Origin of the sequence: Virgibacillus sp. MSJ-26, from assembly GCF_018918075.1 — a bacterium.
In the GTDB taxonomy this organism is placed as follows: Bacteria; Bacillota; Bacilli; order Bacillales; family Amphibacillaceae; genus MSJ-26.
On the sequence record NZ_JAHLPW010000010.1, the window covers coordinates 77789 to 102837 of the forward strand.

At 37.4% G+C, this 25049-nt stretch carries 25 protein-coding genes; 8 read left to right on the top strand and 17 right to left on the bottom strand.

Translation table 11 applies throughout. The features are described from left to right. Positions 1-327 precede the first annotated feature (327 nt). Positions 328-1212, top strand: a complete 885-nt coding sequence (locus KQI49_RS10930; protein WP_216488930.1) for a LysR family transcriptional regulator — start codon at positions 328-330, stop codon at positions 1210-1212. Positions 1213-1292: 80 nt separating this feature from the next. Here KQI49_RS10930 and buk read toward each other — a convergent pair whose 3' ends face one another. The 7 genes from buk to pdhA form a co-directional block, all read right to left on the bottom strand. Beyond that, entirely contained in the window at positions 1293-2390 is a 1098-nt protein-coding gene (buk, locus tag KQI49_RS10935; protein ID WP_216488932.1) for a butyrate kinase, read from the bottom strand. 5 nt (positions 2391-2395) lie between these two features. Further along, positions 2396-3313 carry a phosphate acyltransferase gene (locus KQI49_RS10940; RefSeq protein WP_216488934.1) on the bottom strand — a complete coding sequence of 306 codons (918 nt, stop codon included), beginning with the start codon at positions 3311-3313 and terminating at the stop codon, positions 2396-2398. Positions 3314-3326: 13 nt separating this feature from the next. Beyond that, positions 3327-4382 carry a PTS sugar transporter subunit IIC gene (locus tag KQI49_RS10945; protein WP_216488936.1) on the bottom strand — a complete coding sequence of 352 codons (1056 nt, stop codon included), beginning with the start codon at positions 4380-4382 and terminating at the stop codon, positions 3327-3329. 181 nt (positions 4383-4563) lie between these two features. Next, entirely contained in the window at positions 4564-5976 is a 1413-nt protein-coding gene (lpdA, locus tag KQI49_RS10950) for a dihydrolipoyl dehydrogenase (RefSeq protein ID WP_216488938.1), read from the bottom strand. A gap of 9 nt (positions 5977-5985) precedes the next feature. After that, positions 5986-7311, bottom strand: a complete 1326-nt coding sequence (locus KQI49_RS10955) for a dihydrolipoamide acetyltransferase family protein (protein WP_216488940.1) — start codon at positions 7309-7311, stop codon at positions 5986-5988. Positions 7312-7335: 24 nt separating this feature from the next. Then, positions 7336-8310, bottom strand: coding sequence for an alpha-ketoacid dehydrogenase subunit beta (locus KQI49_RS10960; protein ID WP_216488942.1), 975 nt, complete (start codon positions 8308-8310; stop codon positions 7336-7338). After that, complete coding sequence (gene pdhA, locus KQI49_RS10965; RefSeq protein ID WP_216488944.1) at positions 8303-9418, bottom strand: pyruvate dehydrogenase (acetyl-transferring) E1 component subunit alpha; 1116 nt, start codon at positions 9416-9418, stop codon at positions 8303-8305. The genes KQI49_RS10960 and pdhA overlap by 8 nt, the downstream gene beginning before the upstream one ends. 748 nt (positions 9419-10166) lie before the next feature. On the opposite strand from pdhA, the gene cbpA reads away from it, so the two are divergent. After that, the gene (cbpA, locus tag KQI49_RS10970; RefSeq protein ID WP_216488946.1) at positions 10167-10796 is read left to right on the top strand and encodes a cyclic di-AMP binding protein CbpA; all 630 of its coding nucleotides are present in this window, start codon (positions 10167-10169) and stop codon (positions 10794-10796) included. A gap of 118 nt (positions 10797-10914) precedes the next feature. Beyond that, complete coding sequence (locus tag KQI49_RS10975) at positions 10915-11811, top strand: AEC family transporter (RefSeq protein WP_216488948.1); 897 nt, start codon at positions 10915-10917, stop codon at positions 11809-11811. 71 nt (positions 11812-11882) lie between these two features. Here the strand turns inward: KQI49_RS10975 and KQI49_RS10980 are convergent, their stop codons facing one another. The 3 genes from KQI49_RS10980 to KQI49_RS10990 form a co-directional block, all read right to left on the bottom strand. Continuing rightward, positions 11883-13049 (bottom strand): lactate 2-monooxygenase, encoded by a 1167-nt coding sequence (locus KQI49_RS10980; protein WP_216488950.1) that lies wholly within the window; start codon positions 13047-13049, stop codon positions 11883-11885. A gap of 149 nt (positions 13050-13198) precedes the next feature. Beyond that, positions 13199-13402, bottom strand: a complete 204-nt coding sequence (locus KQI49_RS10985; protein WP_216488951.1) for a DUF2188 domain-containing protein — start codon at positions 13400-13402, stop codon at positions 13199-13201. A 215-nt stretch (positions 13403-13617) separates the two neighbouring features. Beyond that, the gene (locus tag KQI49_RS10990; RefSeq protein WP_216488953.1) at positions 13618-14178 is read right to left on the bottom strand and encodes a DUF420 domain-containing protein; all 561 of its coding nucleotides are present in this window, start codon (positions 14176-14178) and stop codon (positions 13618-13620) included. A 147-nt stretch (positions 14179-14325) separates the two neighbouring features. Here KQI49_RS10990 and KQI49_RS10995 point away from each other — a divergent pair, with 147 nt between their 5' ends. Beyond that, a complete protein-coding gene (locus tag KQI49_RS10995) occupies positions 14326-14919 on the top strand; it encodes a class I SAM-dependent methyltransferase (protein WP_216488955.1) in 594 nt (197 codons plus the stop codon). A gap of 47 nt (positions 14920-14966) precedes the next feature. Here KQI49_RS10995 and KQI49_RS11000 read toward each other — a convergent pair whose 3' ends face one another. Next, positions 14967-15503: a hypothetical protein gene (locus KQI49_RS11000; protein WP_216488957.1), complete on the bottom strand. Its 537-nt coding sequence runs from the start codon at positions 15501-15503 to the stop codon at positions 14967-14969. 444 nt (positions 15504-15947) lie between these two features. Then, complete coding sequence (locus KQI49_RS11005; RefSeq protein WP_216488959.1) at positions 15948-16568, bottom strand: fumarylacetoacetate hydrolase family protein; 621 nt, start codon at positions 16566-16568, stop codon at positions 15948-15950. 372 nt (positions 16569-16940) lie between these two features. Here KQI49_RS11005 and KQI49_RS11015 point away from each other — a divergent pair, with 372 nt between their 5' ends. After that, positions 16941-17192 carry a PTS sugar transporter subunit IIA domain-containing protein gene (locus tag KQI49_RS11015; RefSeq protein WP_371817560.1) on the top strand — a complete coding sequence of 84 codons (252 nt, stop codon included), beginning with the start codon at positions 16941-16943 and terminating at the stop codon, positions 17190-17192. 213 nt (positions 17193-17405) lie between these two features. Then, positions 17406-18905: an FAD-dependent oxidoreductase gene (locus tag KQI49_RS11020; protein WP_216488961.1), complete on the top strand. Its 1500-nt coding sequence runs from the start codon at positions 17406-17408 to the stop codon at positions 18903-18905. A gap of 48 nt (positions 18906-18953) precedes the next feature. Here KQI49_RS11020 and KQI49_RS11025 read toward each other — a convergent pair whose 3' ends face one another. From KQI49_RS11025 to KQI49_RS11040, 4 genes are all read right to left on the bottom strand, one after another. Beyond that, positions 18954-19829: an alpha/beta fold hydrolase gene (locus KQI49_RS11025; protein ID WP_216488963.1), complete on the bottom strand. Its 876-nt coding sequence runs from the start codon at positions 19827-19829 to the stop codon at positions 18954-18956. A 40-nt stretch (positions 19830-19869) separates the two neighbouring features. Further along, a complete protein-coding gene (locus KQI49_RS11030) occupies positions 19870-20316 on the bottom strand; it encodes an OsmC family protein (protein ID WP_216488965.1) in 447 nt (148 codons plus the stop codon). Positions 20317-20688: 372 nt separating this feature from the next. Then, positions 20689-21396: a DUF1028 domain-containing protein gene (locus KQI49_RS11035; protein WP_216488967.1), complete on the bottom strand. Its 708-nt coding sequence runs from the start codon at positions 21394-21396 to the stop codon at positions 20689-20691. A 91-nt stretch (positions 21397-21487) separates the two neighbouring features. After that, positions 21488-21871, bottom strand: a complete 384-nt coding sequence (locus tag KQI49_RS11040; RefSeq protein WP_253286799.1) for a rhodanese-like domain-containing protein — start codon at positions 21869-21871, stop codon at positions 21488-21490. Between the two features lie 299 nt (positions 21872-22170). On the opposite strand from KQI49_RS11040, the gene KQI49_RS11045 reads away from it, so the two are divergent. After that, positions 22171-23094, top strand: a complete 924-nt coding sequence (locus KQI49_RS11045) for a prenyltransferase (RefSeq protein ID WP_371817561.1) — start codon at positions 22171-22173, stop codon at positions 23092-23094. Positions 23095-23150: 56 nt separating this feature from the next. Here the strand turns inward: KQI49_RS11045 and hisC are convergent, their stop codons facing one another. Further along, positions 23151-24257, bottom strand: a complete 1107-nt coding sequence (gene hisC / locus KQI49_RS11050) for a histidinol-phosphate transaminase (RefSeq protein WP_216488968.1) — start codon at positions 24255-24257, stop codon at positions 23151-23153. 270 nt (positions 24258-24527) lie between these two features. Here hisC and KQI49_RS11055 point away from each other — a divergent pair, with 270 nt between their 5' ends. Further along, on the top strand, positions 24528-25013 hold the full coding sequence (locus KQI49_RS11055; RefSeq protein ID WP_216488970.1) for a hypothetical protein: 486 nt from the start codon (positions 24528-24530) through the stop codon (positions 25011-25013). Positions 25014-25049: the final 36 nt, after the last annotated feature.

Below are 25049 nucleotides of genomic sequence, written 5' to 3' on the forward strand. Positions count from 1 at the left end.
CTTTAGTAATCTGGGTAATTATTTGTTTTTCAACCAATTGTATTTTTATGCAATAAACATGAAACTCCCTTATAAAACTTAAGCTTTCTTCAATGCTATTTGCTTACGCTTGGATTATAATGAAAGCTTGATAGAAATATAATGATTGATTAGAAACTACCTATTAATTTAAAACTAGATATGTTTAAACTGTGAACTTGTATGATAAATAGACTACATTTTATATGCCTTTTACAAGTCCAAAACGATCTAAATAAAGTATAATTGAAATGAGACCCGCTAGCTCTTGCTAGCAGTTTATTATTATTTTCGAGAGGCCTGATATTAATGGAACTTCGACAAATGAAATACTTTGTTACCATTGCAAATACAAGGAGTTATTCTGACGCAGCAAAAAGTTTATTCGTCACTCAACCTACTCTATCATGGAATATGCAAAAATTAGAAGAAGAATTAAATGTTAACTTGTTTGATAAATCGGATAATGACATAAAACTAACTAAATTAGGGCAAGTATTTTATGAGGAATCTATCAAGGTTTTAGAGAATGTAGATAATCTTCTAACAAAAATGAAAGAGGAGGATCGTAAAGAAAATCAAAAATTAAAAGTAGGGTTAACTGTTTTATTTGCAGTGCAATATATGGATCAAATTGTTCATTTTACTACATCAAATCCTGACGTTGAACTTTCCTTTATTCAAAGTGGTTCGATAAAGTTACAAAAAATGTTAGCTGATAAGGAAATTGATATTGGTCTAATTTCCTTCCCTGTTTATGAACCCTCGATTACTATTCAAAATTTAAAAACGTCACATCCCAATTACTCTGTCTCAGTAGTCGTTCCGTTTGATCATCCACTCGCCAATAAAAAAGTAATTAAAATAGCCGATTTAAAAAATTATGCTATTTGTTCACTCTCTGAAAGTTATGTTATTGGGAAAGTGACGAAAGAACGTTGTCAGGAACAGGGCTTTCAACCAAATATTATTTTCACAAACGGTAACTGGGAAGTTCTTCTGCAGAACACCTTAACCACAGGTGGCTTAACCCTTCTACCACAAGCTCTTGAACGGTTAAGTAATTTCCATAATCTAAAATGGATTCCACTTGATGATAAAGCTAATTACTTTGAAATTGGTATTGCCAAAAGAAAAGATGAATCATTAAATTCTGCGGCAGTTAAGTTTATTGATCATATTAAAAGCAATTAAAAATGTAAATGAGACATCAATCTAAAAGCCTAAAACCCTATTGGAGTTTCAGGCTTTTTAAATTAAATTAAAGATTTAAATTAAGAACTTTTTCTCATTGTAGGTTGTTCAGAAAAAACATGTGCTTCTTCTTGACCGGTGATAACACGTCTTGCACCTTTAGCGAGAGCTAACAACTCAGCTTCACCTGGTACTAAGAAGACAGGAGCGAGAAAAGACGTCCTTTCTTTTACTAAGTCAGTGATCATATCAGAATGAGCTAGCCCGCCAGTTATAATGATTCCATCAACTTTCCCATAAACTACTGTAGCCAATTCACCAATCGTTTTTGCAATTTGGTAAGCCATAGCTTCAAGAACAAGCTTTGCTTTCTCATCGCCATTATTCGCTTTTTCTTCCACAATACGAGCATCGTTTGTACCAAAGTAAGAAACAAGACCAGCTTGCTTACGCGTTAAGTCAGTCATTTCTTTTTGCGTGCGTTCGTAACACATTGGAATAACTTCTTTTATAGGAAGGCCACCTGAACGTTCGGTTGAAAAGAGCCCTTCATCATCTGAAATTAAATCAACCATTCTGCCTTGTTTATGAACACTGGCTGAACTTCCTCCACCAACATGGGCAACAATAAGGTTGCTTTCTTCATAAGGTTTTTGCAACTCATTTTCAGCGATTTGCATACATACCGCCCGCATGTTGAGTACATGTCCAATACTTTTTCGTTCGATTTCTGCTACACCGGAAATGCGAGCAATATCATCCATTTGATCCACCGTTACTGGATCGTAAATATATGCTTCACAATTTGTAGTGCCAAATTCACTTGCAATCTTTCTAGCTAAACCCGCTCCTAAATTAGAGGCATGTTCCAAAACGGGACGATGTGTCAAACAGTCAATAATTGCATCATTAACTACATATGCCCCTGCGTTAACTGGAGGTAATAAACCGCCACGTCCCACAACAGCGTCCAAAGAGCCTTCTGACATATTTTCACTTTTTAGCCATTCAGCAATATCTTGAAAGCGAAATTCTTTTTGATCCATGATTGTTTCATACTTTGCAACGTCATCGTAAGAATATGTGAATTCCTTCTTCAACTTCAACTCATCGTTTTCGAAATATCCGATTTTTGTTGAAGTCGCGCCAGGATTAATTGACAATACACGATCTACCATGGTGTTTATTCTCCTTTCTCTTCTTGTGCGTGACTTACTTGTAATGCTAATAAGAGCGAATATTTTTTCTCGGCAGCCGATGAACTTCTTGAGGTTAAAACAATTGGCACTTGAGAGCCAAGAATCACACCAGCCATTGAAGCATTAGCAAGTAAAAGCATACTTTTAGACAAAGTATTGCCTGCAACAACGTCTGAAGCAACTAAGACATCGGCATCTCCTTGAATTTTTCCGCCATATCCCTTTTCAGCTGCAATTGATGGATCAATTGATAAATCTAGCGAAATGGGGCCTTCAACAATACATTCCTTATTATTTTCAAAACGTTTTGTTAGCTCGGCAGCATCTGTTGAAGCAGGTAGTTTAGGCTGCACAACTTCTGCGGCAGAAAGTACAGCAAATTTTGGCTTGGCGTATCCGAGTGCCTTCATTACTTCAAGCGCATTGTTGATAACTGCTTCCTTCTGATCTACGTCAGGAGTTAACAGCATTCCGCCATCTGTTACACCAAGGAGTTTCGAATAAGCTGGTACATCAATTAATGCCATGTGTGAAAGAACATCTTTATCTCTTATCCCTGTCTCACGATTGACTACTTGCTTGAGTAATGTACCTGTTTGAAGATTGCCTTTCATGATAAAGTCAACTTTATTTTCTCTGACCAATTCGACACCTTTAAACGCAGCTTCTTCATCAGATGACACGTCAACAATATGATAATTTGAGCTTTTAATATCCATTTTCGCTATTAATTCTTCAATAGCCGATTGATCATCAATTAAATAAGGTATCACCGCACCTTGATCGGCTAGTTCAAAAATACTCTCTAAAGAATGTTCACTAGCTGCTTTAACGACAGCTACCCTTTTTGGTTCTTCAATTTTGTCTATCTTTTGTTCAAGTTCTTTAAAATCTTGTAACATGTCATGCCTCCTGTTATTCTACATCGAGTTTATAATCTTCTGGTTTAATGATGGGCCATACTTTTGTAAACAGGTAATTGAAAAATATTCCTAAACCTATTGGTGCGACAACGAACACAAGTAAAGTGATTAGAATATTCATAACAGACCATCCACCTTCTGCTAAGTTAAGATGGTTGACTGGGCCAACTAGACCACTAAATCCAAACCCTGCACTCATAGGTGTTCCTTGAATTTTGAATAAAGCTGCCAATACTCCTAAAACAGCAGCATTACAAATAACTGGTAATAATATTTTCGGTTTAGCAAACACATTTGGCATTGACATTTTTGGAGAACCAATAAAGTGAGCAAGTGAAGTACCCACGGAATTCACTCTCCAACCTGCGATTGCTAATCCAAACCCTGCAGCTACTACACCTAGGTTGCCAGCTCCTGATCCAATACCTGCTAAAGACACGGCAAGGGCAATTCCTACTGTTGTAATTGGGGTTGTAATGAGAATAGAGAATAGAATTGCAATTAAGACACTCATGACAATAGGTTGTAAAGTGAGTAATTGTGATACAAAATGTCCGATTAGGGTTGTAATGTGCCCAACATATGGTAATAAAACGTGGCCTAAGCCACCACCCACAATTAAAAGAATAGGTGGTATTAAAATAATACTGTAACTTTTTAAGCGGGAACCTAATAATAGAACAATTCCAGCAGCAATAGCTCCAGTAAACATCATATTAATAACGTCCCCAGTTCCAGACATAGTTAGAGCTTCACCAGAATAGTCCACTGCTCCCCCACCGACCATAACTGCAAGACCTACAGAAGCAGATTGAATGGGAGTAAATTTGAATTGATAACCTATTAAAACACCAACAATTAGTCCTAGTAATGAATTGGCCATTGTTGTAAAGTCTAATACAAACTGACCTTGAGGAAAAATAGGCAACAACGCTTTAAATAATTCACCAAGTAGCGCTCCAGGTATCAATGCTAAAACAGTACCGATTGCTACTCCGTTTAGTATATTCATTGAAAACTTTTTAGCTGTCAACTTTTCAGATCCCATAAAAATTCTCCTTTTAAAAAGTAATATAAGACATAAAATTATTTAATAATTAACATTCCAGAGGATTAACTCAAGAGTAAATAAGAAGGTCTAAAACAAATAAGATAAGGGCTTTATCTAAGGAGAATATGGAATGTTAATTTCGATAAAGCCCTCAAAATATTGGAATAACAAGTTGCCATTAAATGTGGATTGGCATACCTAAAGCAAGTTCAGCTGCATCCATAACAGATTCACCTAGTGAAGGATGGCTATGAATGGTTAATGTAATATCTTCAGCAGTCAAGCCGTTTTCAATTGCCAAACCAAGTTCTGCAATAATATCACTTGCACCGACACCAGCCACTTGAGCACCTAATAAAGTATCGCTCTCTTTTTCAGTGATGAGACGTACAAAGCCTTCAGTCTTATTTAAAGATAGAGCTCTTCCGTTTCCGCCTAGTGGAAACTTACTATCTTTAACATCATATCCTAGTTCTTTTGCTTCTTTCTTCGTGTAACCAACTGTTGCTAATTCAGGTTCAGTGAAGCATACGGCAGGCATTGATAAATAATCAACAGCAGCACCTTTGCTTCCATTAATAGCTTCAGCAGCTACTTTTGCTTCATAACTTGCTTTGTGTGCAAGTGCTGCACCAGGAACAACATCACCAATTGCGAAAACGTTCTTTTTATTGGTACGACCTTGTTCATCAACTTCAATTAAACCTTTATCATTTGTTTTGATTCCAGCTAATTCTAAACCAAGATCATCTGTATTTGGTCTACGTCCGACAGAAACAAGAACAAAATCAGAATCGATTGTTTCTTCTTTTCCGTTGACCTCATAAGTCACTGTTGCTTTTTTATCTGTTTGTTTGACTGATTTAGCCATCGCTTCAGTTACAATATTGACATTTTTAGATTTAAAGTCATTTTCCACGAGTTTTACCATATCTTTTTCAAAGCCTGGAAGTACTTGCTTAGTTCCTTCTAAGATGGTCACTTCTGTGCCGAAATTAGCGTAGACACCAGCGAGTTCCATACCGATGTATCCACCGCCGACAACAGTTAATTTTTTAGGAATTTGTTTTAAATTTAACGCACCAGTTGAATCGATCACTCGTTTGTCAAATTTGAATCCTTTAATTTCGATTGGACGACTTCCTGTAGCAATAATCGCATGTTTAAAGTTGTATGTTTGACCAGTTTCATCGTCATACATAACACGTAACGTCTGACCATCGATAAAGTGTGCTTCACCTTTGATAATTTCTACTTTATTTTTCTTAAGAAGCATCTCCACACCTTTTGTTAAGGTTGAAACTACTTTATTGTCCTTCCATTCTTGAGTTTCTTCAAAATTAATTGTTGTCTCTTTTGTATGGATACCTAGTAGTTTTGAATCAAGAGAAGTTTGATATTGGTGACTGGCATTAATTAATGCTTTAGAAGGAATACATCCTACATTCAAACAAACGCCACCAATTTTATATTTTTCAATAATGGTCACTTTCTGGCCGAGTTGTGCAGCTCTAATAGCTGCAACATAACCCCCGGGACCAGAACCAACCACGACAGTTTCTAGTTCTTCAGCAAAATCTCCTACGACCATGTTTATTCACTACCCTTCTACAAAAAGTAAATCCGGATCTGCTAAATACTCTTTCAAATCATTAAGTGCTCTTTGTGCTGTACCGCCATCGATAATACGATGGTCGAAGCCAAACGAAAGTTTCAACATTGGTGCCACAATTGGCTGCTTGTTTTCATCTGGAATAACTTCATCTTCAATTCTTCCAACACCTAAAATGGCAACTTCTGGCTGATTGATGATTGGTGTAGACCAAACACCACTTGTAGCTAATGCACCTACGTTTGTAATTGTCATTGAGCTGTTTTTCATGTCTGCGCTTTTTAATGTTCCATTCATTGCTTTTTCTGTATTTTCAGCAAGATCTTCAGCAATTTGGAATAGGCTCTTACGGTCTGTTTCTTTAATAACAGGTACGAATAGACCTTTTTCAGTGTCTGTCGCAATACCTACGTTAATATAGTTTTTATAAACAATTTCTCCAGCTTCTTCGTCAATAGAAGCGTTCAAGTCTGGATAACGGGCTAGTATAGCTGTTAAAGCTTTAACAAAATAAGCAGTAAATGTTAATTTAATGCCACGTTCTTTTGCAATAACTTTAAATCTATTTCGGTGATCCATTAGCTTAGTCACATTAACACGATCTAAGACAGTAACATGTGGAGACGTTTGTTTACTGTTTACCATAGCATTAGCAATTGCTCGGCGTGTAGAAGACATTTTCACGCGAGTTTCTTGCTCAGTAACTGTTGGTTCAGGTGTTCTCTCAGTTTTTTGAGTTTGTGTTGGCTCAGCTTTTGGTGCTGCTTGTCCACCAGAAGCTAAGTAGTTATCGATATCTTCTCTAGTCACACGGTTGTTCTTACCTGTTGCTGGTACTTGAGTTAGATCAACGTCTTTTTCACGAGCATATTTTCTAACTGCAGGAATAGCCAACATTCTTATATCAATATCAGAAGCAGGTTTTTTAGCAGCTTGTGTCTGTTCTGATTGTTTTTCAGGTAGTTCAGAAGGTTTTAAGTGACTGACATCTTCATGCTCAATAGCAACAGTGTCAGTACCTTTTTCCATTGTGACGTCGCCGCCTTCTTCTTGATTAACTTTTTGTGCAGCATCATCTGAAATTTCAATTTCAACGATGGCGTCTCCTACTTTAGGTACGTCACCTTCTTCAAATAGTAATTTTTTTACAACACCTGAAACTGGGGAAGGAAGCGCGACGACTGCTTTATCACTTTGAATTTCTACAAGAGTATCGTCTTCTTCAATTTTGTCGCCTGGTTTAACGTCCCAAGTGACAATTTCACTTTCATGAATTCCTTCACCACTGTCAGGTAATATGAATGAATAAATCATTAGAATTTCCTCCTCGAACAATTTTTAGAAATCGTATACTTCTCTTACTTTCTTAACAATATCAACTGAATTTGGAAGCCAGTCTGCTTCAGCAGCTCCAAATGGGAAGACAGAGTCAGGACCGGTTACTCGTGAAATTGGAGATTCTAAGTACATAAATGCACGTTCACCAATTTCAGACATGATTTGACCAGCTACACCTGCTTGACGTTGTGCTTCCTGTGTCACAACAACACGACCAGTTTTCTTGACAGACTCAAGAACTGTATCCATATCAATTGGAGAAATTGTTCTTAAATCAATAACTTCAACAGAAATTTCTCCTTCTAATTCTTTTGCAGCTTTAAGTGCTTCACTAACCATTAAACCGTATCCGATAACAGTGACGTCAGATCCTTCACGAGCAACAGCTGCTTTATCTAAAGGTACACGGTAATCTTCATCAGGCACTTCTTGTTTAATTGAACGATAAAGTTTCAAATGCTCTAAGAAAATAACTGGATCTTCACTTTCAATTGAAGAAAGTAGTAAGCCTTTAGCATCGTATGGATTACTTGGTACAACAATACGCATTCCTGGAACTTGTGCTAGAATTCCTTCTAAGCTATCAGAGTGAAGTTCTGGTGTATGCACTCCACCACCATAAGGTGCTCTTACTGTAATTGGCATGCTTCTTGTATTAGCCATGCGATAGCGCATACGAGAGAATTGAGCAATTACTGGTGACATAGCTTCAAGAATAAAACCTGAGAATTGAATTTCAGGAACGGGTCTAAATCCTTCTGTCGCAAGACCAATAGACATTCCTAAAATACCGGATTCAGCTAATGGTGTATCAAAAACACGATCTTCCCCATGTTTTTTTTGCAATCCGTCAGTAACACGGAATACACCGCCGTTCGGTCCAATATCTTCACCAAATAATAATACATTTTCATCTTTAGTTAACTTAGAATCTAAGGCATCATTAATCGCCTGAACAATTGTTTTTTCACTCATTGTCATTCATCTCCCTTTCTTCGTATTCAGCAATTTGTTCTTGAATATTTTGAGGAGAAACATCGTACATATTTTTTAAGAAGTCGGATACTTTTTGTTTTTCAACTTGACCGATAGCAGCGACTGCTTCTTTAATCTCTTGTTTACAAGTCTCAACAACTTCTTCTTCTTGTTCTTCGCTCCATAGACCTTTGTCTTCAAGGTATTTTCTCATACGTACAAGCGGATCCTTTTTCTCCCACTCGCCTAGCTCTTCATCAAGACGATAACGGGTTGGATCATCGGACATGGTATGTGGACCGAAGCGATACGTTAATGCTTCAATTAAGACAGGTCCTTTTCCAGCCAGTGCATGTTCACGAGCGATAGATACAGCAGCATACATTGCAAGTGGATCCATACCATCAACTTGAATACCAGGAATTCCAGCTGCAACTGCTTTCTGTGCTAATGTTTTAGCATGTGTTTGTTGTTCTACAGGAACAGAAATTCCATAACCGTTATTCTGAACAACTGCAACATAAGGTACATTGTAAACACCTGCAAAGTTGATTCCTTCATAGAAATCACCTTGTGAAGTCGCACCATCTCCACTTAGAGACATAACGATATTCTTTTTATTACGTTTCTTCATCCCAAAAGCAACGCCCATTGCATGCGTAATATGACCACCAACGATAACTTGTGGAGCATACGCTTGGAAGTCTTCTGGGAATTCATTCCCTTTCATATGGCCTTTATACCATAGAAATGCTTTTTCTAATGGTAGGCCGTGTAGAATTAGAGGTGCTAAATCACGATAAGTACCTGCGAAAAAGTCGCCTTCACCTAGTGCATATTGAGTAGCAATTTGACTTGCCTCTTGTCCGCCTCCAGGAGCATAGTTTCCTAGTGCACCTTGTCTGTTCAGTAATGTAACTCGTTTATCATAAGTGCTAGCCCAAACTAGTCTTCTCATGAGTTCTGTAAGTTCCTCGTCACTTAGTTTAGGTTCTAGATCAGTATTGACTACTTCGCCTGTAGGAGCGAGTACTTGATAAAAAGGAAAAGCTTTTTCATACCCTTGTACAAGGCTGTCTAAATCTAACTTATTATTTTTCTTAGACATATTGTTAACTCCCTTTCTATAATTGAAATTTTTATTTGTGAAATCCTTTACAATTTAACTTTAACACTGAGTAGACTTCTTGTATAATTGATATTTTTTATATGCTTATAAAAATATTTTAAACGCTTTCATGACGCGTTTTCACACACTCTACGACAACAGAAGTGACAAAGATGTGAACTTTTTTCACATACTTAATTGTTTTTTTAGTTTCAAAATTAAGCCAAATGACGTCCTTCCGAACAATTTACATGACGACATTACCCCTCTTTAAGTAACTTCAATCAAGGTATAACGTTTTTAAGTGTAGAAACTAAAAATAGTATTCAACACTTAGCCATTTATATGTGAAAGACTTATCCATAAAAAAAGATAAGGCAATCAGTATTGATTTCTCCTCGCCTTATCTTGAAGCATTTGCTTAAGTTTATTCGCTTGCTGTTGTATATTTCGCCTAACACTTTAAGATTTTCCGGGAAGTAACTTTACTTCTATTCCTTCCGTTTCATTAAGAAGAGTCTCATGAAAATTGCCTTCTACCCAATCATCTATCTGATCATGGTACCATTCACTTTTAAAATGCGAGTCACCACAAATAATCCTGCAAACACTTCCGTAAAAGGATATGTGCCACACTTTCAATGAAAAAAAAAGTAAACACACCTTTTTAGACTATTGCAAAAGATTCGATATTACGAGATACTGTATATATAATTGATTTTAAGACAGAAACTTGGGAGGGAAAGCGATGTTAGTAAAAAATGATTATGTCAATAAAGAAACAGTTGTAACAGTAACAGAAAATGATACAATGAAACACGCCTTACAAACACTTTCTGAATCAGGATATCGCTGCATTCCAGTATTAGATGATGCTGGCAAATACGTTGGTAATATTTATAAAGTCCACCTGTTGAAGCATGAAAGAGATCAAGGATCGCTGGAAGAATCGCTCACTGAACTCATTGCCAATGAGAAAAATGGTAAAATCAAAGAGACAGATCCATTTTTTAAGGTGTTTTCCAATATCAAAGAATTACCTTTTCTTGCCGTTGTCAATGATAATGATGATTTCCTAGGCATTTTGACTAATGGAAATGTCATTCAAGTCCTTGAAAATGCATGGGGTGTCCATAACGGCAGCTTTTCACTTACAATTGGAACCATTGAATATGCAGGTGTACTCACTAAAATGCTTAAAATAGTCAATAAATACTGTAACGTCCAAAGTGTCATTTCCTTAAATAATGACTCAAAATATGTCAGACGCGTATGTATCGTCCTCCCTACAGAAGTTGATGAAGCAACAGCTAAAACAATTGCCGAGGACTTAGAAAAAAACAACCTTACCGTGACCGACATAGAAGATTTATCATAAGAACAAATTTTCAATTTGAAACCAAACACCTTTTTAGTCTTTCTAAAAAGGTGTTTTTTAATGGTATATTTAAATATGATAAACTATTCATGATTCTCAAAAGTTGGAGTTGTTGCTGATGGGTTTATTCCTTAGTGTTATCTTACCAATTATGGCAGTCTTTGCCTCTGGCTTTATTTTACAACGAATCAGACCTCTTGACGTCAGGTCTCTTTCGGCTGTCTCGTTGTATATATTATCACCCGCCCTAGTATTCGTTTCACTATATGAGGCCGAGTTCGATAGCGGTTATATGATTATCCTCGTCTATATATTTGTCCTATTTTATACTATGGTTATCTTAAACAAACTTTTGGCAAAAGTGTTTAAATGGAAACGGAAGACTGAAAGCGCATCGATTCTCGCAACTGGCTTTATGAACTCGGGAAACTACGGCTTACCTGTCGTCCTCTTCAGTTTAGGTAATGCCGCACTACCCTATGCTATTTTTATCATGGTCATTCAATCTTTACAAAATAATTTCTTTGGGATTTATTATGCATCTCGTAGCACGAGCGGGATCAGTCGAGCGCTAAAAAACATCATGAAGATGCCAACGACCTATGCGGCCATTTTAGCCTTTATCTTCCATTATTTTAATATAAACGTCCCTGAGGCTATTTTTTCAACACTCTCGATGGTAGGTGATGCCGCAATTCCTGTCATGATGATTATGCTTGGCATGCAGCTCGGATCAATTATTGGGCTGAAACTTGATTGGCAAGTTGTCATCTCTGGCGTCACATTAAAAATGATTATCGCCCCCTTAGTCGCTTTCTTGTTTGTTTCGGTCATTGACGTTGATCCACTTATTGCAGCAGTGCTTATTATCATCTCAGCCATGCCAACTGCTGCAACAACGACAATGTATGCCATTGAGTTTGATACAGAGCCGGACCTCGTCTCTAGTATTACATTTATTTCAACGTTGGTTAGTATTGTGACATTGAGCGTGTTATTAAATCTTGTAATATAGAGAAATCTATTGTTTATTGATTTAAACACAAAAGTAGCTGTGCATCTCTAATGCCAGCTACTTTTTAATGATTAGTTATTACTTTTTAAAATATTTGTGTCTAAATCTGAGAACGAACTTATACCAGCTAAGCCTAAATTAAGATCTAAGTCAGCGAGCAAGTTTGTCATAACTTCTTTAACTCCTTCTTGTCCAGCAACTGCTAAACCATACATCAGAGGTCTGCCAACAAGAACCGCTTTTGCCCCAAGAGCCATCGCTTTCATAATATCGGCTCCACGACGGATTCCGCTATCCATTAAGACAGGAATTTTATCTTGGACGACATCACATACTAGCGGTAATGCATCTAGAGCCCCGATAGCACCGTCAACTTGCCGACCACCATGATTTGAAACGATAATTCCATCGACATCATATTCTAATGCACGCTTAGCATCTTCCGGATGAAGAATACCCTTTAAAATAATCGGTAATGTTGTATGCTCCTTTATGAAATCCACATCTTCCCAAGATAAACCTGGATTGCCAAAAACTTGGGTCCAATGCATAATGGCTGCTTCAGGATTTTCTTGAGGCGATTTTTCAAGTTTTGCGCAAAAGGCTGGGTCCGTAAAATAATTTCCAACCCCTTCCCCCGCTAGGAATGGCAAATAAACATTTTTCAAATCATGTTCACGCCAAGCCATCATGGGTGTATCAAGTGTGACAACTATAGCGGAGTATCCCGCTGTTTCCGCTCGTTTTAAAAAACTAGCTGTTACGTCAGGATCTTTGCTCCAATATAATTGGAACCACTTTTCTGCGTCCCCGATTTTTTCTGCAATTTTTTCCATGGGCGTGGTGGAGGCGGAACTCGCAATATATGGCACATCTAACTCGGCAGAAGCTAAGGCAGAGGCCACCTCCCCATCAGGATGGATAATCGACTGAACACCAATCGGTGCTTGAAGAATAGGCGATGGATAAGTTTTTCCGAATAGCGAGACAGATAAATCACGCTCCTCGACATTACGCAACATTTGTGGAATTATTTTCTGATCAGCAAATGCCTTCAAATTAGCTGACATCGTCTGCTCGCCACCAGCCCCACCTGCTATATAATAGAAAGGCCCGTCCTCTAGTTTTTCACGAGCCAGTTCTTCCCATTCCTCGTAAATAACTGGTAGCCTATTTGAATCGGGATTTAGCATGGTAGAATAAATACTGTATTGCACTTTATTCCCAATATTTTTCATTAAAATTCCCCCCACTTCATTTTTTATAATATTCAATTAAATTAAGTATAAATGATTCAATTACAAGGTCAAAGAGAAATGAACTGATAGATTTAAAAATATCAAAAAGGCAATGTCCATGCTTGCTTGTCTAGACATTGCCTTAATGATTAATCTAAATATCTTTCTTCGCTTACAACATTATGATTCTTATCCATTACTTTCAACATGCTTGGTTTATTTTCTTCAGCCATTTGCTTAGCTGCAGTAATAGCTTCATCTTCAGATTTGTATTCTTTTTCAGGCGCAACATTCTCTAATTTTACTAACCATGCCGACACATTAGCATTTGGCACAACACTATACATATTCATTTCGCAAAACTCCTTTATGGGAACATTATCTCAGTTAATGTTTTCCCTACATATATAATCCGAAACATCAATTGAAAAAGACACTGTAGCACGATGGGAAATGGGATAAAATGAGTTTTACGTATCGTAAGATGATGATCTGTCATGATATGAGATAAAAAAGATCAAGCCGGTTAAGACTTGATCTACTCTTTCTCTTCTCATGTCATTTTATATTAATAATACGGTGAAATTAACAGATAGACAATAACTCCTGTGGCACTTACATAAAGCCAAATCGGCATGGTCCAACGCGCGATTTTTCGATGTTTGGCAACCTGCATATTGAGACCCTTTGCCAATGTAAATAGCGAGAGCGGTAAGAGGGCTGTTGATAAAATAATATGCGTTATCAAGACAAAATAATAAATATATTTTAGTATGCCATCGTCACCATAGCTTGTCGACCCTGCCATTGCATGATAAGTTAAATATGAAATTAAAAATAAAAATGTAGCTGAAAAAGCAGCATAAATAAATCGGCGGTGCACTTTAATATTTTTCTTTTTAATAGCAACTAAGGCACCTATTAATAGTAAAAATGCCAGCCCATTTAAAATAGCATTTAATAGCGGCAAAACTGTTAAATCCATACCAGCTATTGTTCCTGTTGTACTTCGTGGTATATAATTTGTCCCTAGAATTATGATTACTGCAAGTATTGATAAGCCCCAAATAAGCGGACTATAATTACGTTGCTTTCCATTATCAGGTATAGTTATTTTTTCCTTGTTCATAAATTACTGACTCCTCCTCTATGTTATGATAGAAAAAAAACCGCAAATGCGCAATAGCAATGTTCATTATATCTATTTTGTCAGTAATTAGACATAATTATTAATCGTTTACTGACGCAATTGTCTCAATTATAGGAGGTTCAAACAATGGAGAAGCTTTTTCCCACTTTGTTCGACTTAATCATGCAACCCATTGAAAAATTAAAATTTCACACTATCAGACGTAACCTTTTGTCACAAACAAAAGGAAGAGTGCTTGAAATCGGTTCGGGGACAGGCGCCAATTTCCCTTATTATCAGGCAGGTGTCACTGTTGACGCAATTGAGCCCAATGCCTTTATGATTAAAAAGTCGGAAGAGAAAAAGCGTGCTGCCCTTGTGCCAATTACAACCCATGAAGCAGATGCTGAGTCTCTTCCTTTTGAAGACAACACATTTGAATCGGTTATAGCAACGCTTGTTTTCTGCACAATCCAACACCCCTTACGCGCTTTATCTGAAATTAAGCGCGTGGCAAAGCCTGGAGCACCGATTTTATTTTTTGAACATGTGCGGATGGAAAACCCACTTTTTGGCTTAATTCAAGACATTCTCACCCCTGCTTGGAAAAAAGTTGCTGATGGATGTCATCTGAATCGAGATACTCAACATTTGATTAAACAATCTGGTTTCCATATGTGCCCCGCTGAAACATTTTTTAAAGGCTTATTTTTAGTGATTAAATGTCATAACCCATTTTAAATAATAAAACAAAATATTTTCTTTTTTGTATGAAAAATCAAGAAAACTTATTCAAGGTCAATATCTTCAAACTCGACATTATATTCATCTTCAAGTTCTTTTTGTAGGCTTAAAATTTCTTCATCCTTTGCCTCCAGCTCATCAACAACTTGTTCTAATTCGTCACCTTTCTCAAAAAATTCTTCTTCTGAGATCGAATCATCCAATAGCGCAATCATAAGTCCTGCAGAATCCTCAATCACATCTAAAGCTAAAATCATTCCATCCGTAAGAACGTCGTGGTATTCTTTTGCCTCGTCTGTTGATGGTGCTTCATAATCAGCTATGTATTTTCTTTTTTCATTAATGACGGGCTGAACTTCTTCATCATAATAAGTTAAAAACTCATCTGGTGAAATATCACCGTTTTCAACATCAATACCTTTTTGTTCAAATTCATCTGCGACATCAGCCATCGAATCACCGACATTTTCTTTCATATCATTTTGCAAGGTAACTAATTCATCCTCAATTTTAGAAGAACATCCTGCAATAAGTGCTGTCATTAATAATGCTATAAATATCAAATTTATTTTTTTCTTCATAGTTTTCTTCCTCCCTGGTCTCTATTCATCCATGAATCATTTTATTCATATTTTAAGAGGAATATGCTAATAATATTAGTGTTTCACAACTCGATGATGTCAGCGTGTTTTTTCATAGATAATCAACATTTAATATTGCAGATGAGTAGAATATGAATTTTTCGTATAATTACTAACCATTAAAACACAAAAATAGGCAACTCACCTTAAATTACGTGAGTTGCCATTTAGCAAATATCTAGTGTAATTTGTAGACTATGTCATTATTTGGTCATCAGTATGCCGTGTTGATCAAGAACAAACTTTTGTCTACTTTACTTGACAATCACACCACTCCTTTAAAATTATGATGTCTCGTCATAAAAGCGCTAAGAACTTAACTCACACCCTACCAATAAATGTTTCATCTTCAGCAAGTTAGAATATTTAAAAACGTTAAGTAGCCTATTTACCAACTTGGAAACTCCCTTTCAATTCTTCATTCCAAAATAATTTCAGTTCATCTTTATCTGTAATTGGTCCTACTCCTTCAGGGGTTCCTGTAAAAATTATGTCACCCGGTGTTAGGCCAAAATGATCATCAATATATTCTATTAAGTTTTGGAAATTAAAAATCAATGATTTAATATTACCTTGTTGAACGATTCTCGCGTTTTTAATGAGTGAAAAGTCTTCTTGCTCACATGCTGTCTGACCCGGAAAATCCCAAAAGTTTGTTAATAAGGTAGCATTTTTGAAACCTTTTGCGAGCAGCCATGGGTGCCCCTTTTCTTTAAGTGCCGACTGAACATCTCTCAACGTGAAATCAATACCAAGCGCCATTTTTGTTACAATGTTATCAACTTGAAGGGGACGAGTCACTTCTTTTCCAATATAGAGAACAACTTCGATTTCATAGTGAATTTCGCCTTGATGTCGCGGAAATTTTATTTGCTGATTATCTGCATAAATAATTGAATTCGTCGGTTTAGTAAAAATCATCGGTTTATCAGGAACATCATTTCCAAGTTCACGAGCATGCTTTACGTAATTTCGTCCCACACAAAATATGTTCTTGATCTCCATTTTTGATCACTCCTTGGTTTTGAAAATAAAGTTCGAATCTGAGACGCTTAATCAATAGAGTAATTTCTCCATCAATTAAACATTAGGGAAAATATAAATTAAACGCAGTTGTGCCTCTATCGGTCAAAATTAGAGGAAACTCCGAAATTTCAACCGTGAGAAGCGCTCTATCGGTCAAAATAGGAAGAAATCTCATAGTTTTAATCGTGAGCATATTACTCTATTAAGAAGTCATCTTATCCCAATAAATAATAACGTATTAAACTGGAATAATCTATTCATACTATGGCGACCGGTCAATCGGTCATGTTGATCCAGGCGCAGCATCCAGTGGCTACTTTTTTGAAGCTATGCTAGAGAGTGGTGTCAGCAATGACTAAATTCGGACTTATCATCGTTTCCCATGTCTCTTCTATCGCTGATGGGATACATGAGCTTTTAAAAGAAATCGCAAATAACGTTCCCATCACCTATGCTGGCGGCACAGACGAAAGTGACGTCAGCTTTAGTTTTGAAAAAATCAATCGAGCCGTTGCCGACAATGACGCTGACGAAATCTTTGCCTTCTATAACTTAGGCAGTGCCAAAATGAACCTTGAAATGGTGATAGAGATGTCCGACTAAACTGTGCATCTCATGGATTCATCATTAATTGAAGGCGCCTATACAGCAGCCACCCTTGCTCAAGGCAACTCTTCACGTGATGCTATTTTAGAGCAATTAAAACCGCTGAAAATTAAATAGTTGCATGTTTACTCCCTCCAATAATCAGGAAACAATATATTAAAAAGGGGTCAGCTTTCGCGTGAAAATGACCCCCGACTGGAGGATAAGAACATGACAGAAGAATTACCAAAAGAAGTCCAATCATTTTGGCGTGAAACAGCAAAAACACCTCACTATCCTAAATTAGATCAAAATATTGAAACTGATGTGGTTGTTGTTGGCGGAGGGATTGCCGGCATTCTTTCAGCTTACACATTGGCCAAAGAAGGAAAAAGCGTTGCCCTCATCGAAGGGCGCAACTTTTTCGGCGGCACGACTGGATACACAACCGCAAAACTCACCGCCCAGCATCAATTAATCTATGACGAACTCATTAATCGCTATGGACAAGACACCGCGAAACGCTTTTACCAAGCCAATATGGAAGGCATTGCCTACATCAAACAAATAGCCGATGAACATAACATCAACTGCGATTTGTGCGAACAAGATGCATTCGTCTATACACAAGATAAAAACCAATTAGAAACATTTGCAAAAGAAGCCGATGCCTATAACAAACTCGGCATTCATGGTGGCCTATTGCACGACCTCCCCATCAATCTAGATGTCGCAGTCGCCATACAAATGGAAAAACAAGCTGAATTCCAACCCGCCCAATTTTTAAATGGTGTTTTAAAAGCATTGGAACAACTCAATGTGCAGATTTACGAGAATACCATGGTGGTAGATATCGAACAAAACGACAAGCTCACCCTAAAAACGGCGACGGCTAATACCATTACTTGTAAAAATGCGATTCTTGCAACGCACTATCCGAGCTTTGAACCAGATAAACACTATACAAGTATGAAACCCGAAATTTCATATGCCCTCGCCTTTAAAGCACCAATTGAGTATCCGGATGGTATGTATATTAATCAAGATATGCCTAAACGGACATTCCGAAAAATGCAGTCAAACGGAGAAGGTTACTTATTAGTGGGCGGTCAAAGTCATCAGATTGGTGATGAAAAATCGGAGCTTGACCGTTACAAAGATATTTACCACTTTGCAAGAGAAGCATTTGACGTGACAGACGTCGCCTTTCGCTGGTCAGCACATGACTTGATTACGAACGACCGTGTACCTTTTGTTGGGGAACTGCATCCGGATTATCCCAATGTTTTTACAGCGACAGGGTTCAGTAAATGGGGACTAGCCGTTGGGGCTACGAGTGCAAAAGTGCTAACAGATGCTATTTTGGGTCGAGATAATGTGTACAGTGAGATGTTCAAACCTCGACGAGAAATCCCTGATTTAACAGAAACAAACCCTAAACAAGAACAGGTGAAAGATGATATTGATAAAGTGAATTTAGATAAAAGTCCAGATGATTTACAGAACAATGAAGCAACCGTGCTTGAAAAAGACGATAAGAAAATAGGTGTTTTTAAAGACGACAATGGAAAATTGCATTATCTCAATATTTCCTGCACGCATATGGGGTGTGATGTGAATTGGAACAATGGCGATCAAACATGGGATTGTCCGTGTCACGGTTCGCGTTTCAAAGCAACCGGTGAAGTGATAGAAGGACCAGCTGTAAAAGATTTGGCAAAAGAAGATTAGAGTTAAAGGGACAGATGTCTTCATAGAAACTGTCCCTTTTATGTTTGATTAATAATGGCTGGTTAGGAAGTCAGCGATATCGCTATTAAGTGACGCCAACATCTCGTCTGGAGGAAAATGTCCCATATTATAAGATTGATATAATACGAGATTAGGTATGATCCTTCTTGCAGCTTTCATGATCTTTTCTGCTGGGAAAAATACATCTTTTTCTCCTGCGATAACTAGAGTTGGAGCTCTATAATGGAGGAGCTCCCTTTTCTTTGTTAATTTTGGCATCTGCTGTTCCAACTTTACATGTTTGAAAATATTTCCTATAATTTCTTCATCTTGTTTCTTCATCTTATCATCTGACATAGCTTCAGCAATTTTGCTAAGTCCCTTATCTAATCCAAATTTATATAATGCTAAGGGCCAAAGTATTTTTCGAATCATGTCTATTTTGGATCCTAACTTAATGCCGGAAGGTGCTACCAGAACAGCACATGCAATTCTTTGAGGTTGATAAGTTGCCAATCTCAAAATAATTCCACCGCCGAAAGAAGGACCAATGAAAGCACTTTTTTCTACAGAAAAATAATCCATGATGTCTGAAATCCAGTTAGAGAAATCATCATTCTTTCCTGAAAGTCGCATCTCAGCACTAAAACCCGGGTGGCCAATGGTATCTGGCGCATAAACTCGGTATTGTTTCAACACACTCTTGAACCATGCTAATGTCATAGGATTGATGCTATTCCCACCTTGCAAAATAAAAAGAGGTTTACCTTCTTTTGGGCCGGTGACGAGTGTGTGGGTTTTTCCGTAACGAGTTTCTACATAGATTCTTTCAAACGGTACATCAAATAATTTTAAGTAATTTTCGTAGGATTCCTGTATGATTCGTTTTCCTGCTTTGGTTTTATAGATAGAGGCAAATTTCATAAATATCAGCATCCTAAGAGTGTATATATTAAAATTATATTTATTTCCTTATCCATTCACTGTTCACTTTTACACCTGCATCGAGTAACAGGTTAAACAATGGGCATCTTTGCTCTACTTTTTCTTGTAATTCTTTTAGAGCCTCTTCGTCTTCATCAGTTTCAATAGTTATTTTGAGTGTAACAGTTTCAAAATATGTTTGAATCCCTTTTACTCCTTGGAAACCCTTAGGATCAAGCTCACCACTCGTGGAAATTTCGAATTCGTTATATTTAAAATCAATTTCTTTTGCCACAAAGGAAGTCATGATAGAGGTACAAGATGATAAGGCCCCTAAAAAATACTCTAAAGGATTTGGACCACTATTTGATCCGCCCAACTTTTTTGGCTCATCCACAGTGAACGGTGCTAAATCCCTGACTTGAATGGTGTTCTTTAATTTTTCTTCCCATTTTCCTGTAACAGATAATACTGCTTTTTTTGTCATTATGATTTACTCCTCACATGTTTTAGTAATCATTCATGACTATATCCTATGCTGGTGAGTTTGTCAGGTTTGAGGGATGCTTAGTTGACGGTGTGTGTTGACTATCGTTCAGCAAGGATTTGTTTACTTCGTTAACTCCTCAATACTAAAGATACTTCCACTGGACATCGTAATACGATTTTGACGAAAGCGTGTCCGATTGGAGTGCCCTATTGGACATTGAAGTGCTATTTTGACGGATGTGTGTCCAATTGGAGTGCTCTATTGGACATCGTTGTGCCATTTTGATGGAAGCATGTCCGATTGACATGATTTAGTTCTCATCCAACAAGGGTTATTTATACCGAGTTAGGATTTTATTACAAAGTGTTTTTAATCCAATAATCCAAGTTCTTTTTGCGTTGCTAAATCCATTTGACCGAGTGGATTTTCTTTGGTTGGTAATGTTTCGATAAAAGGAAAAAGTTCGTATTTGGCCACTTCATAGACGCGTCTTAATTCGGTAACGGGATCCTTGTGTTCGTCAACGCGTAAGTCCACGAGGGGGTAACTTTCCGTTGAAACGACTTTGAGGGCGGCAGACTGTTTTCCTCGTTTGTCACCACCAGCTGCTTGTCCTGCTTCTAGTGCTTGTAATAGTCGCTCAGATAATTTCAACTCGCTCGTCGCTTCGAAAATCCGTGCCATTTCCTTAATGGTCTCTTCCCCCACTAACATATTACCTGCCGCAACAAAGCCATCTCCTTCTATATGTCCGTGCCAGCCAACGCATTTTTCGCCAGTGTAAGCCGCGGATTGTCCTTCTTTATCAACAATCGCAAATTGTCTTATTTCAGGTTGTGGATCTTCAGACAGAATTCGTTCTTTCACAGCCTTTGCTGTTAACCCTTCCCCCAAATATTCCAGTCCATTGATACCGATGTAAGGATTGACAAATGACTGAGAAGCAACAGCTCCTACACCAGATTTTACATAGGGACAGAGCGCTCCTACAGCTGGTACTTTTGTTGATACGGCAATTCCAAATTGGCCTGTCCGTTCACACCTTGCTGTAATGGAAAATGTATTAAGTTCCAACATATCTAATCTTCCCCCGCTTTTATTGTTATAATTAAAATATACAGAAATCTCGATAGAAATTCAATTACTATTGGAAGTCATCCCCTCGATACTAGCGATGCGGTTCCCACGTGATAATACCTCCACGAACGTTGGCTAAGTTTGTAAACCCTTGCCTTTTCAATAATTTACACGCTTCATTGCCAGTGATGCCGCGTTGACTGATGACGACTATTTTTTTATCTTTTGATAATGTTCCTGTATCTTTTTTCAGTTCCTGAAGGGGAAAACTTTTAAATCCAAACACATGTAATCTATTAAATTGTTCGGCCGTCCGAACGTCTATATATTGATAATTATGTTTTTCCTTATTTTTTAGCATCGCTTTTAATTCAAGAACAGTAATTTGTTTCACACCACGTGGTGGCAATACATCTAATAACACGATGGCACCAAAACCAATTGACATGAACAAGACTAGTTGCTGAATATGCATTATAAAAGTCCCCTTCACATGTTTTCCTATAATATAACTCTATACATAAACAGTTGTTCTAATCAAGTTTTCTCATCATTTACGGAGGAATGTAGAGCCGTAACGGGCTAAGGATGATGTTCTATTTATCATGCGACCTGGTCGTGATTAGTCTGTGTCACGTTTTGGATTTTATAAAATGATTTGGGGGTTGTAAGATAAGTGCCGACTATTAGACTATAAGTTGGTATTTTTGGTTAGACTGAGAAAAATGGTAGATTTATTAATGGAATCATATTAATCTTAATCGGGGTGCTAGCGTGATTAATCATTTTTCAATGTTTTTGAGCGGAGGATGGTCATTACTTCGCTTAATCGCTGTTGTGTCATCCAGTGTGACAACTGTGATATCGAGTCTGCTTCCATTGTTATTGTATACTTCCTTCTCGACATCGAATTTTGTTTTCATGTTTTTCTTTTTGAGTGCTGGGGCAGTTGTTATCCATGGATTACTGACGCATCTATTTAATGACTATGCCGATTTTCTGTCTGGTACTGACGAGCATAGTCCAGCGATTTTATCAGGAGGGAGTCGTGTTATTCAAAAGGGGATTTTAAAGCCGGAAGTTGTGTGGCGGTTAGGAAGGTTGCTTGCTATCCTTTTACTCATGGCGGCTGTTTTGCTGGCTATTATAGGTCACGGTAAAATTTCATTATTAATTCTGGTTGGTGTTTGGGCGGCTGCGTCTTATTCTCTCTCTCCTTTAAGATTAAGTTATCGGCCTTTTTTAGGTGAATGGTTGAGTTTATTTCCTTCTATGTTTTTGCTAGGGCTTGCTGGCCCTTGGCTAATCATGGATGTCATTCCGATGTGGGCCGTTCAAAATGCGTTAATCAATGCGTTAGTTTGTATGGCTTGGGTGATGGTTCATCATATCCCAGATTTGGAAGCAGATCAAAAAGCTAAACCAATTAAGGTAACAACGGTTGTGTGGTTTGCTAAGAAATTCGGGGTGAACTTTGCATATTTTCCCGCTTTATTTTATTTAATGTTAGCGGGATTGGTACCGATTTGGTTAGCTTTCACTCGTTTAACGGCTGCTTTCCTTTTAATCGTCTTGATCTCATTCGCCATTTATTTAGTCACGCATTTAGATATAAAAAATCATCACCAGGTTTCTAAGAGTGAAAAAGGATTACTGCTTATCGCTATGTTAATTGGGCTTGTATTAGGTATTTTTTAAACGACTTGAAGTCTAGGGTTATATGTCATAAAAAAACACTTGCGTGTGCAAGTGTTTTAAATGTTTTCTAGTTCCATAATGTCTTTAATAGCCTCAATGAGATGATTATTTTGCTCAGGCGTGCCAACAGTGATACGTAGATGTGTTTTTAATCCCCACGGGGCGCATGGTCTCACGATAAGTCCTTTTTTCAATAAAGCTTCCATTAGCTCCCCTGCATCTTGCTTTACATCAATAAACATAAAATTTGCATGAGTTCCAATCACATCAAATCCATAGTCGTTATATACTTTGCTTAATCTTTCTGTTTCACTAACAATTTTCTCAAGAACTTTTTCACTGTAGGAAGGATTATCCAGGCTTGCTTCTGCTCCAGCAATGGCAATTCGGTTCACTTCAAATGTGGGACGAACAGCTTTTAGTGGAGCTAAAATTTCTTCATTACCTATCGCAAAGCCCACTCTGGTTCCGGCCAAGCCATGTAATTTTGAAAATGTTCTTAATGAGATGAGACGATGATCTTCCTTAATCAACTCGACCCCTGTGCGATAATCTTTTTCAGTAATAAAGTCTATATATGCTTCATCTAGAATGACCAAAACATGTGAAGGAACTTTTTCTAAGAATGAAACAATTTGATCAGAATCCAAGATTGTTCCTGTTGGATTATTTGGATTACAAATATAAACCAATTTCGTATTTTCTGTGATGGCTTCTTCAATAGCATCAAGGTCATAAACAAAATCATCTGTTAAAGGAACCTCCACTGGAATGCCCCCCATTGAAAGTGTCGATTCTCGGTAACTCATAAATGTTGGCATACCATAGATGACTTCATCACCTTTATTAATAAATGCATGACCAATCAATGTGATTAGATGATCTGCTCCATTTCCAATAACAAATTGTTCTGGAGATAAATCATGTCGAGTTGCTAATTTTTCACGTAAATTTCTACATGTCGGTTCAGGATATAACCAACTTTTATGTACAGCCTCTTTCATGGCATCTACTGCTTTTGGTGACGGACCATATGGACTTTCATTTGATGCAAGTCGAGTAATATCGGTAATTCCATATTCTCGCTTCACGTCTTCAATTGGTTTGCCCGGAACGTAAGGTGTTAATTGATCAATTTCTTTTCTCCATAGATTCTTGGCCATTTTAAATCCTCCCTTTATAACCCCTAGTTCTATACTTCTTATCTGAAAAGAATCAATAGATAATATTTTATAGATAATTCTATTATAAAGGCTATACGTATAACTTAACAGAGGAAACTTACTTTTATCTATTTCACCTCGAATTAATGTCAACTGGACATATTCGTACACTTATAATATTACCCAGGCAACCTCACCTGGTTGAAAACTAACACCGACGACTATCCCGCATATAATACATAAAAAGTAAAACGTTAGGAGCGATTTTAGATGGTACAGTTTATGGCGTTCAATGGAAGGATCATCCAGATTGAGGAAATGCGGAGTCAAGAATATGGAGAAGGTTGCGTTAAAATGGTGTCTTTACAGAATGAAGAGGGGATGCAAGTTAATTTTATTTTGAGCCCATCTACTTATGTATTGAATCAGGCAATGCTCGTTGTTGGAGACAGAGTGACTGGGTATTATGATGCAAATGCACCCGCTATTATGATTTTTCCACCCCAATATCCAGCGTTAGTTATGATTAAAGAGCGTGACGACCAAAATGTCAAAGTGAGTTATTTTGATAGAAACCTCGTCAGTCAAGATAATCAGTTAAAATTAAACATGTCACCAAATACACCGATGTTCACTGCAAACGGGCAAGCTTATAGTGGTAGTCCAATCAATCGAGATCTGATTGTTGTTTACGGCGCCTCTACGAAAAGTATTCCTGCGCAAACAACGCCTTCTTATATTGTGGTATTGTGTTAGCTTATATTTTATTGAATTTTAGTTGAGATAAAAAGA

Excerpts from the sequence above, each read along its gene's own strand:
- KQI49_RS10930 (WP_216488930.1), top strand. The coding sequence starts at position 328 with ATGGAACTTCGACAAATGAAATACTTTGTTACCATTGCAAATACAAGG.
- buk (WP_216488932.1), bottom strand. The coding sequence starts at position 2,390 with ATGGTAGATCGTGTATTGTCAATTAATCCTGGCGCGACTTCAACAAAA.
- KQI49_RS10940 (WP_216488934.1), bottom strand. The coding sequence starts at position 3,313 with ATGTTACAAGATTTTAAAGAACTTGAACAAAAGATAGACAAAATTGAA.
- KQI49_RS10945 (WP_216488936.1), bottom strand. The coding sequence starts at position 4,382 with ATGGGATCTGAAAAGTTGACAGCTAAAAAGTTTTCAATGAATATACTA.
- lpdA (WP_216488938.1), bottom strand. The coding sequence starts at position 5,976 with ATGGTCGTAGGAGATTTTGCTGAAGAACTAGAAACTGTCGTGGTTGGT.
- KQI49_RS10955 (WP_216488940.1), bottom strand. The coding sequence starts at position 7,311 with ATGATTTATTCATTCATATTACCTGACAGTGGTGAAGGAATTCATGAA.
- KQI49_RS10960 (WP_216488942.1), bottom strand. The coding sequence starts at position 8,310 with ATGAGTGAAAAAACAATTGTTCAGGCGATTAATGATGCCTTAGATTCT.
- pdhA (WP_216488944.1), bottom strand. The coding sequence starts at position 9,418 with ATGTCTAAGAAAAATAATAAGTTAGATTTAGACAGCCTTGTACAAGGG.
- cbpA (WP_216488946.1), top strand. The coding sequence starts at position 10,167 with ATGTTAGTAAAAAATGATTATGTCAATAAAGAAACAGTTGTAACAGTA.
- KQI49_RS10975 (WP_216488948.1), top strand. The coding sequence starts at position 10,915 with ATGGGTTTATTCCTTAGTGTTATCTTACCAATTATGGCAGTCTTTGCC.
- KQI49_RS10980 (WP_216488950.1), bottom strand. The coding sequence starts at position 13,049 with ATGAAAAATATTGGGAATAAAGTGCAATACAGTATTTATTCTACCATG.
- KQI49_RS10985 (WP_216488951.1), bottom strand. The coding sequence starts at position 13,402 with ATGAATATGTATAGTGTTGTGCCAAATGCTAATGTGTCGGCATGGTTA.
- KQI49_RS10990 (WP_216488953.1), bottom strand. The coding sequence starts at position 14,178 with ATGAACAAGGAAAAAATAACTATACCTGATAATGGAAAGCAACGTAAT.
- KQI49_RS10995 (WP_216488955.1), top strand. The coding sequence starts at position 14,326 with ATGGAGAAGCTTTTTCCCACTTTGTTCGACTTAATCATGCAACCCATT.
- KQI49_RS11000 (WP_216488957.1), bottom strand. The coding sequence starts at position 15,503 with ATGAAGAAAAAAATAAATTTGATATTTATAGCATTATTAATGACAGCA.
- KQI49_RS11005 (WP_216488959.1), bottom strand. The coding sequence starts at position 16,568 with ATGGAGATCAAGAACATATTTTGTGTGGGACGAAATTACGTAAAGCAT.
- KQI49_RS11015 (WP_371817560.1), top strand. The coding sequence starts at position 16,941 with ATGACTAAATTCGGACTTATCATCGTTTCCCATGTCTCTTCTATCGCT.
- KQI49_RS11020 (WP_216488961.1), top strand. The coding sequence starts at position 17,406 with ATGACAGAAGAATTACCAAAAGAAGTCCAATCATTTTGGCGTGAAACA.
- KQI49_RS11025 (WP_216488963.1), bottom strand. The coding sequence starts at position 19,829 with ATGAAATTTGCCTCTATCTATAAAACCAAAGCAGGAAAACGAATCATA.
- KQI49_RS11030 (WP_216488965.1), bottom strand. The coding sequence starts at position 20,316 with ATGACAAAAAAAGCAGTATTATCTGTTACAGGAAAATGGGAAGAAAAA.
- KQI49_RS11035 (WP_216488967.1), bottom strand. The coding sequence starts at position 21,396 with ATGTTGGAACTTAATACATTTTCCATTACAGCAAGGTGTGAACGGACA.
- KQI49_RS11040 (WP_253286799.1), bottom strand. The coding sequence starts at position 21,871 with ATGCATATTCAGCAACTAGTCTTGTTCATGTCAATTGGTTTTGGTGCC.
- hisC (WP_216488968.1), bottom strand. The coding sequence starts at position 24,257 with ATGGCCAAGAATCTATGGAGAAAAGAAATTGATCAATTAACACCTTAC.
- KQI49_RS11055 (WP_216488970.1), top strand. The coding sequence starts at position 24,528 with ATGGTACAGTTTATGGCGTTCAATGGAAGGATCATCCAGATTGAGGAA.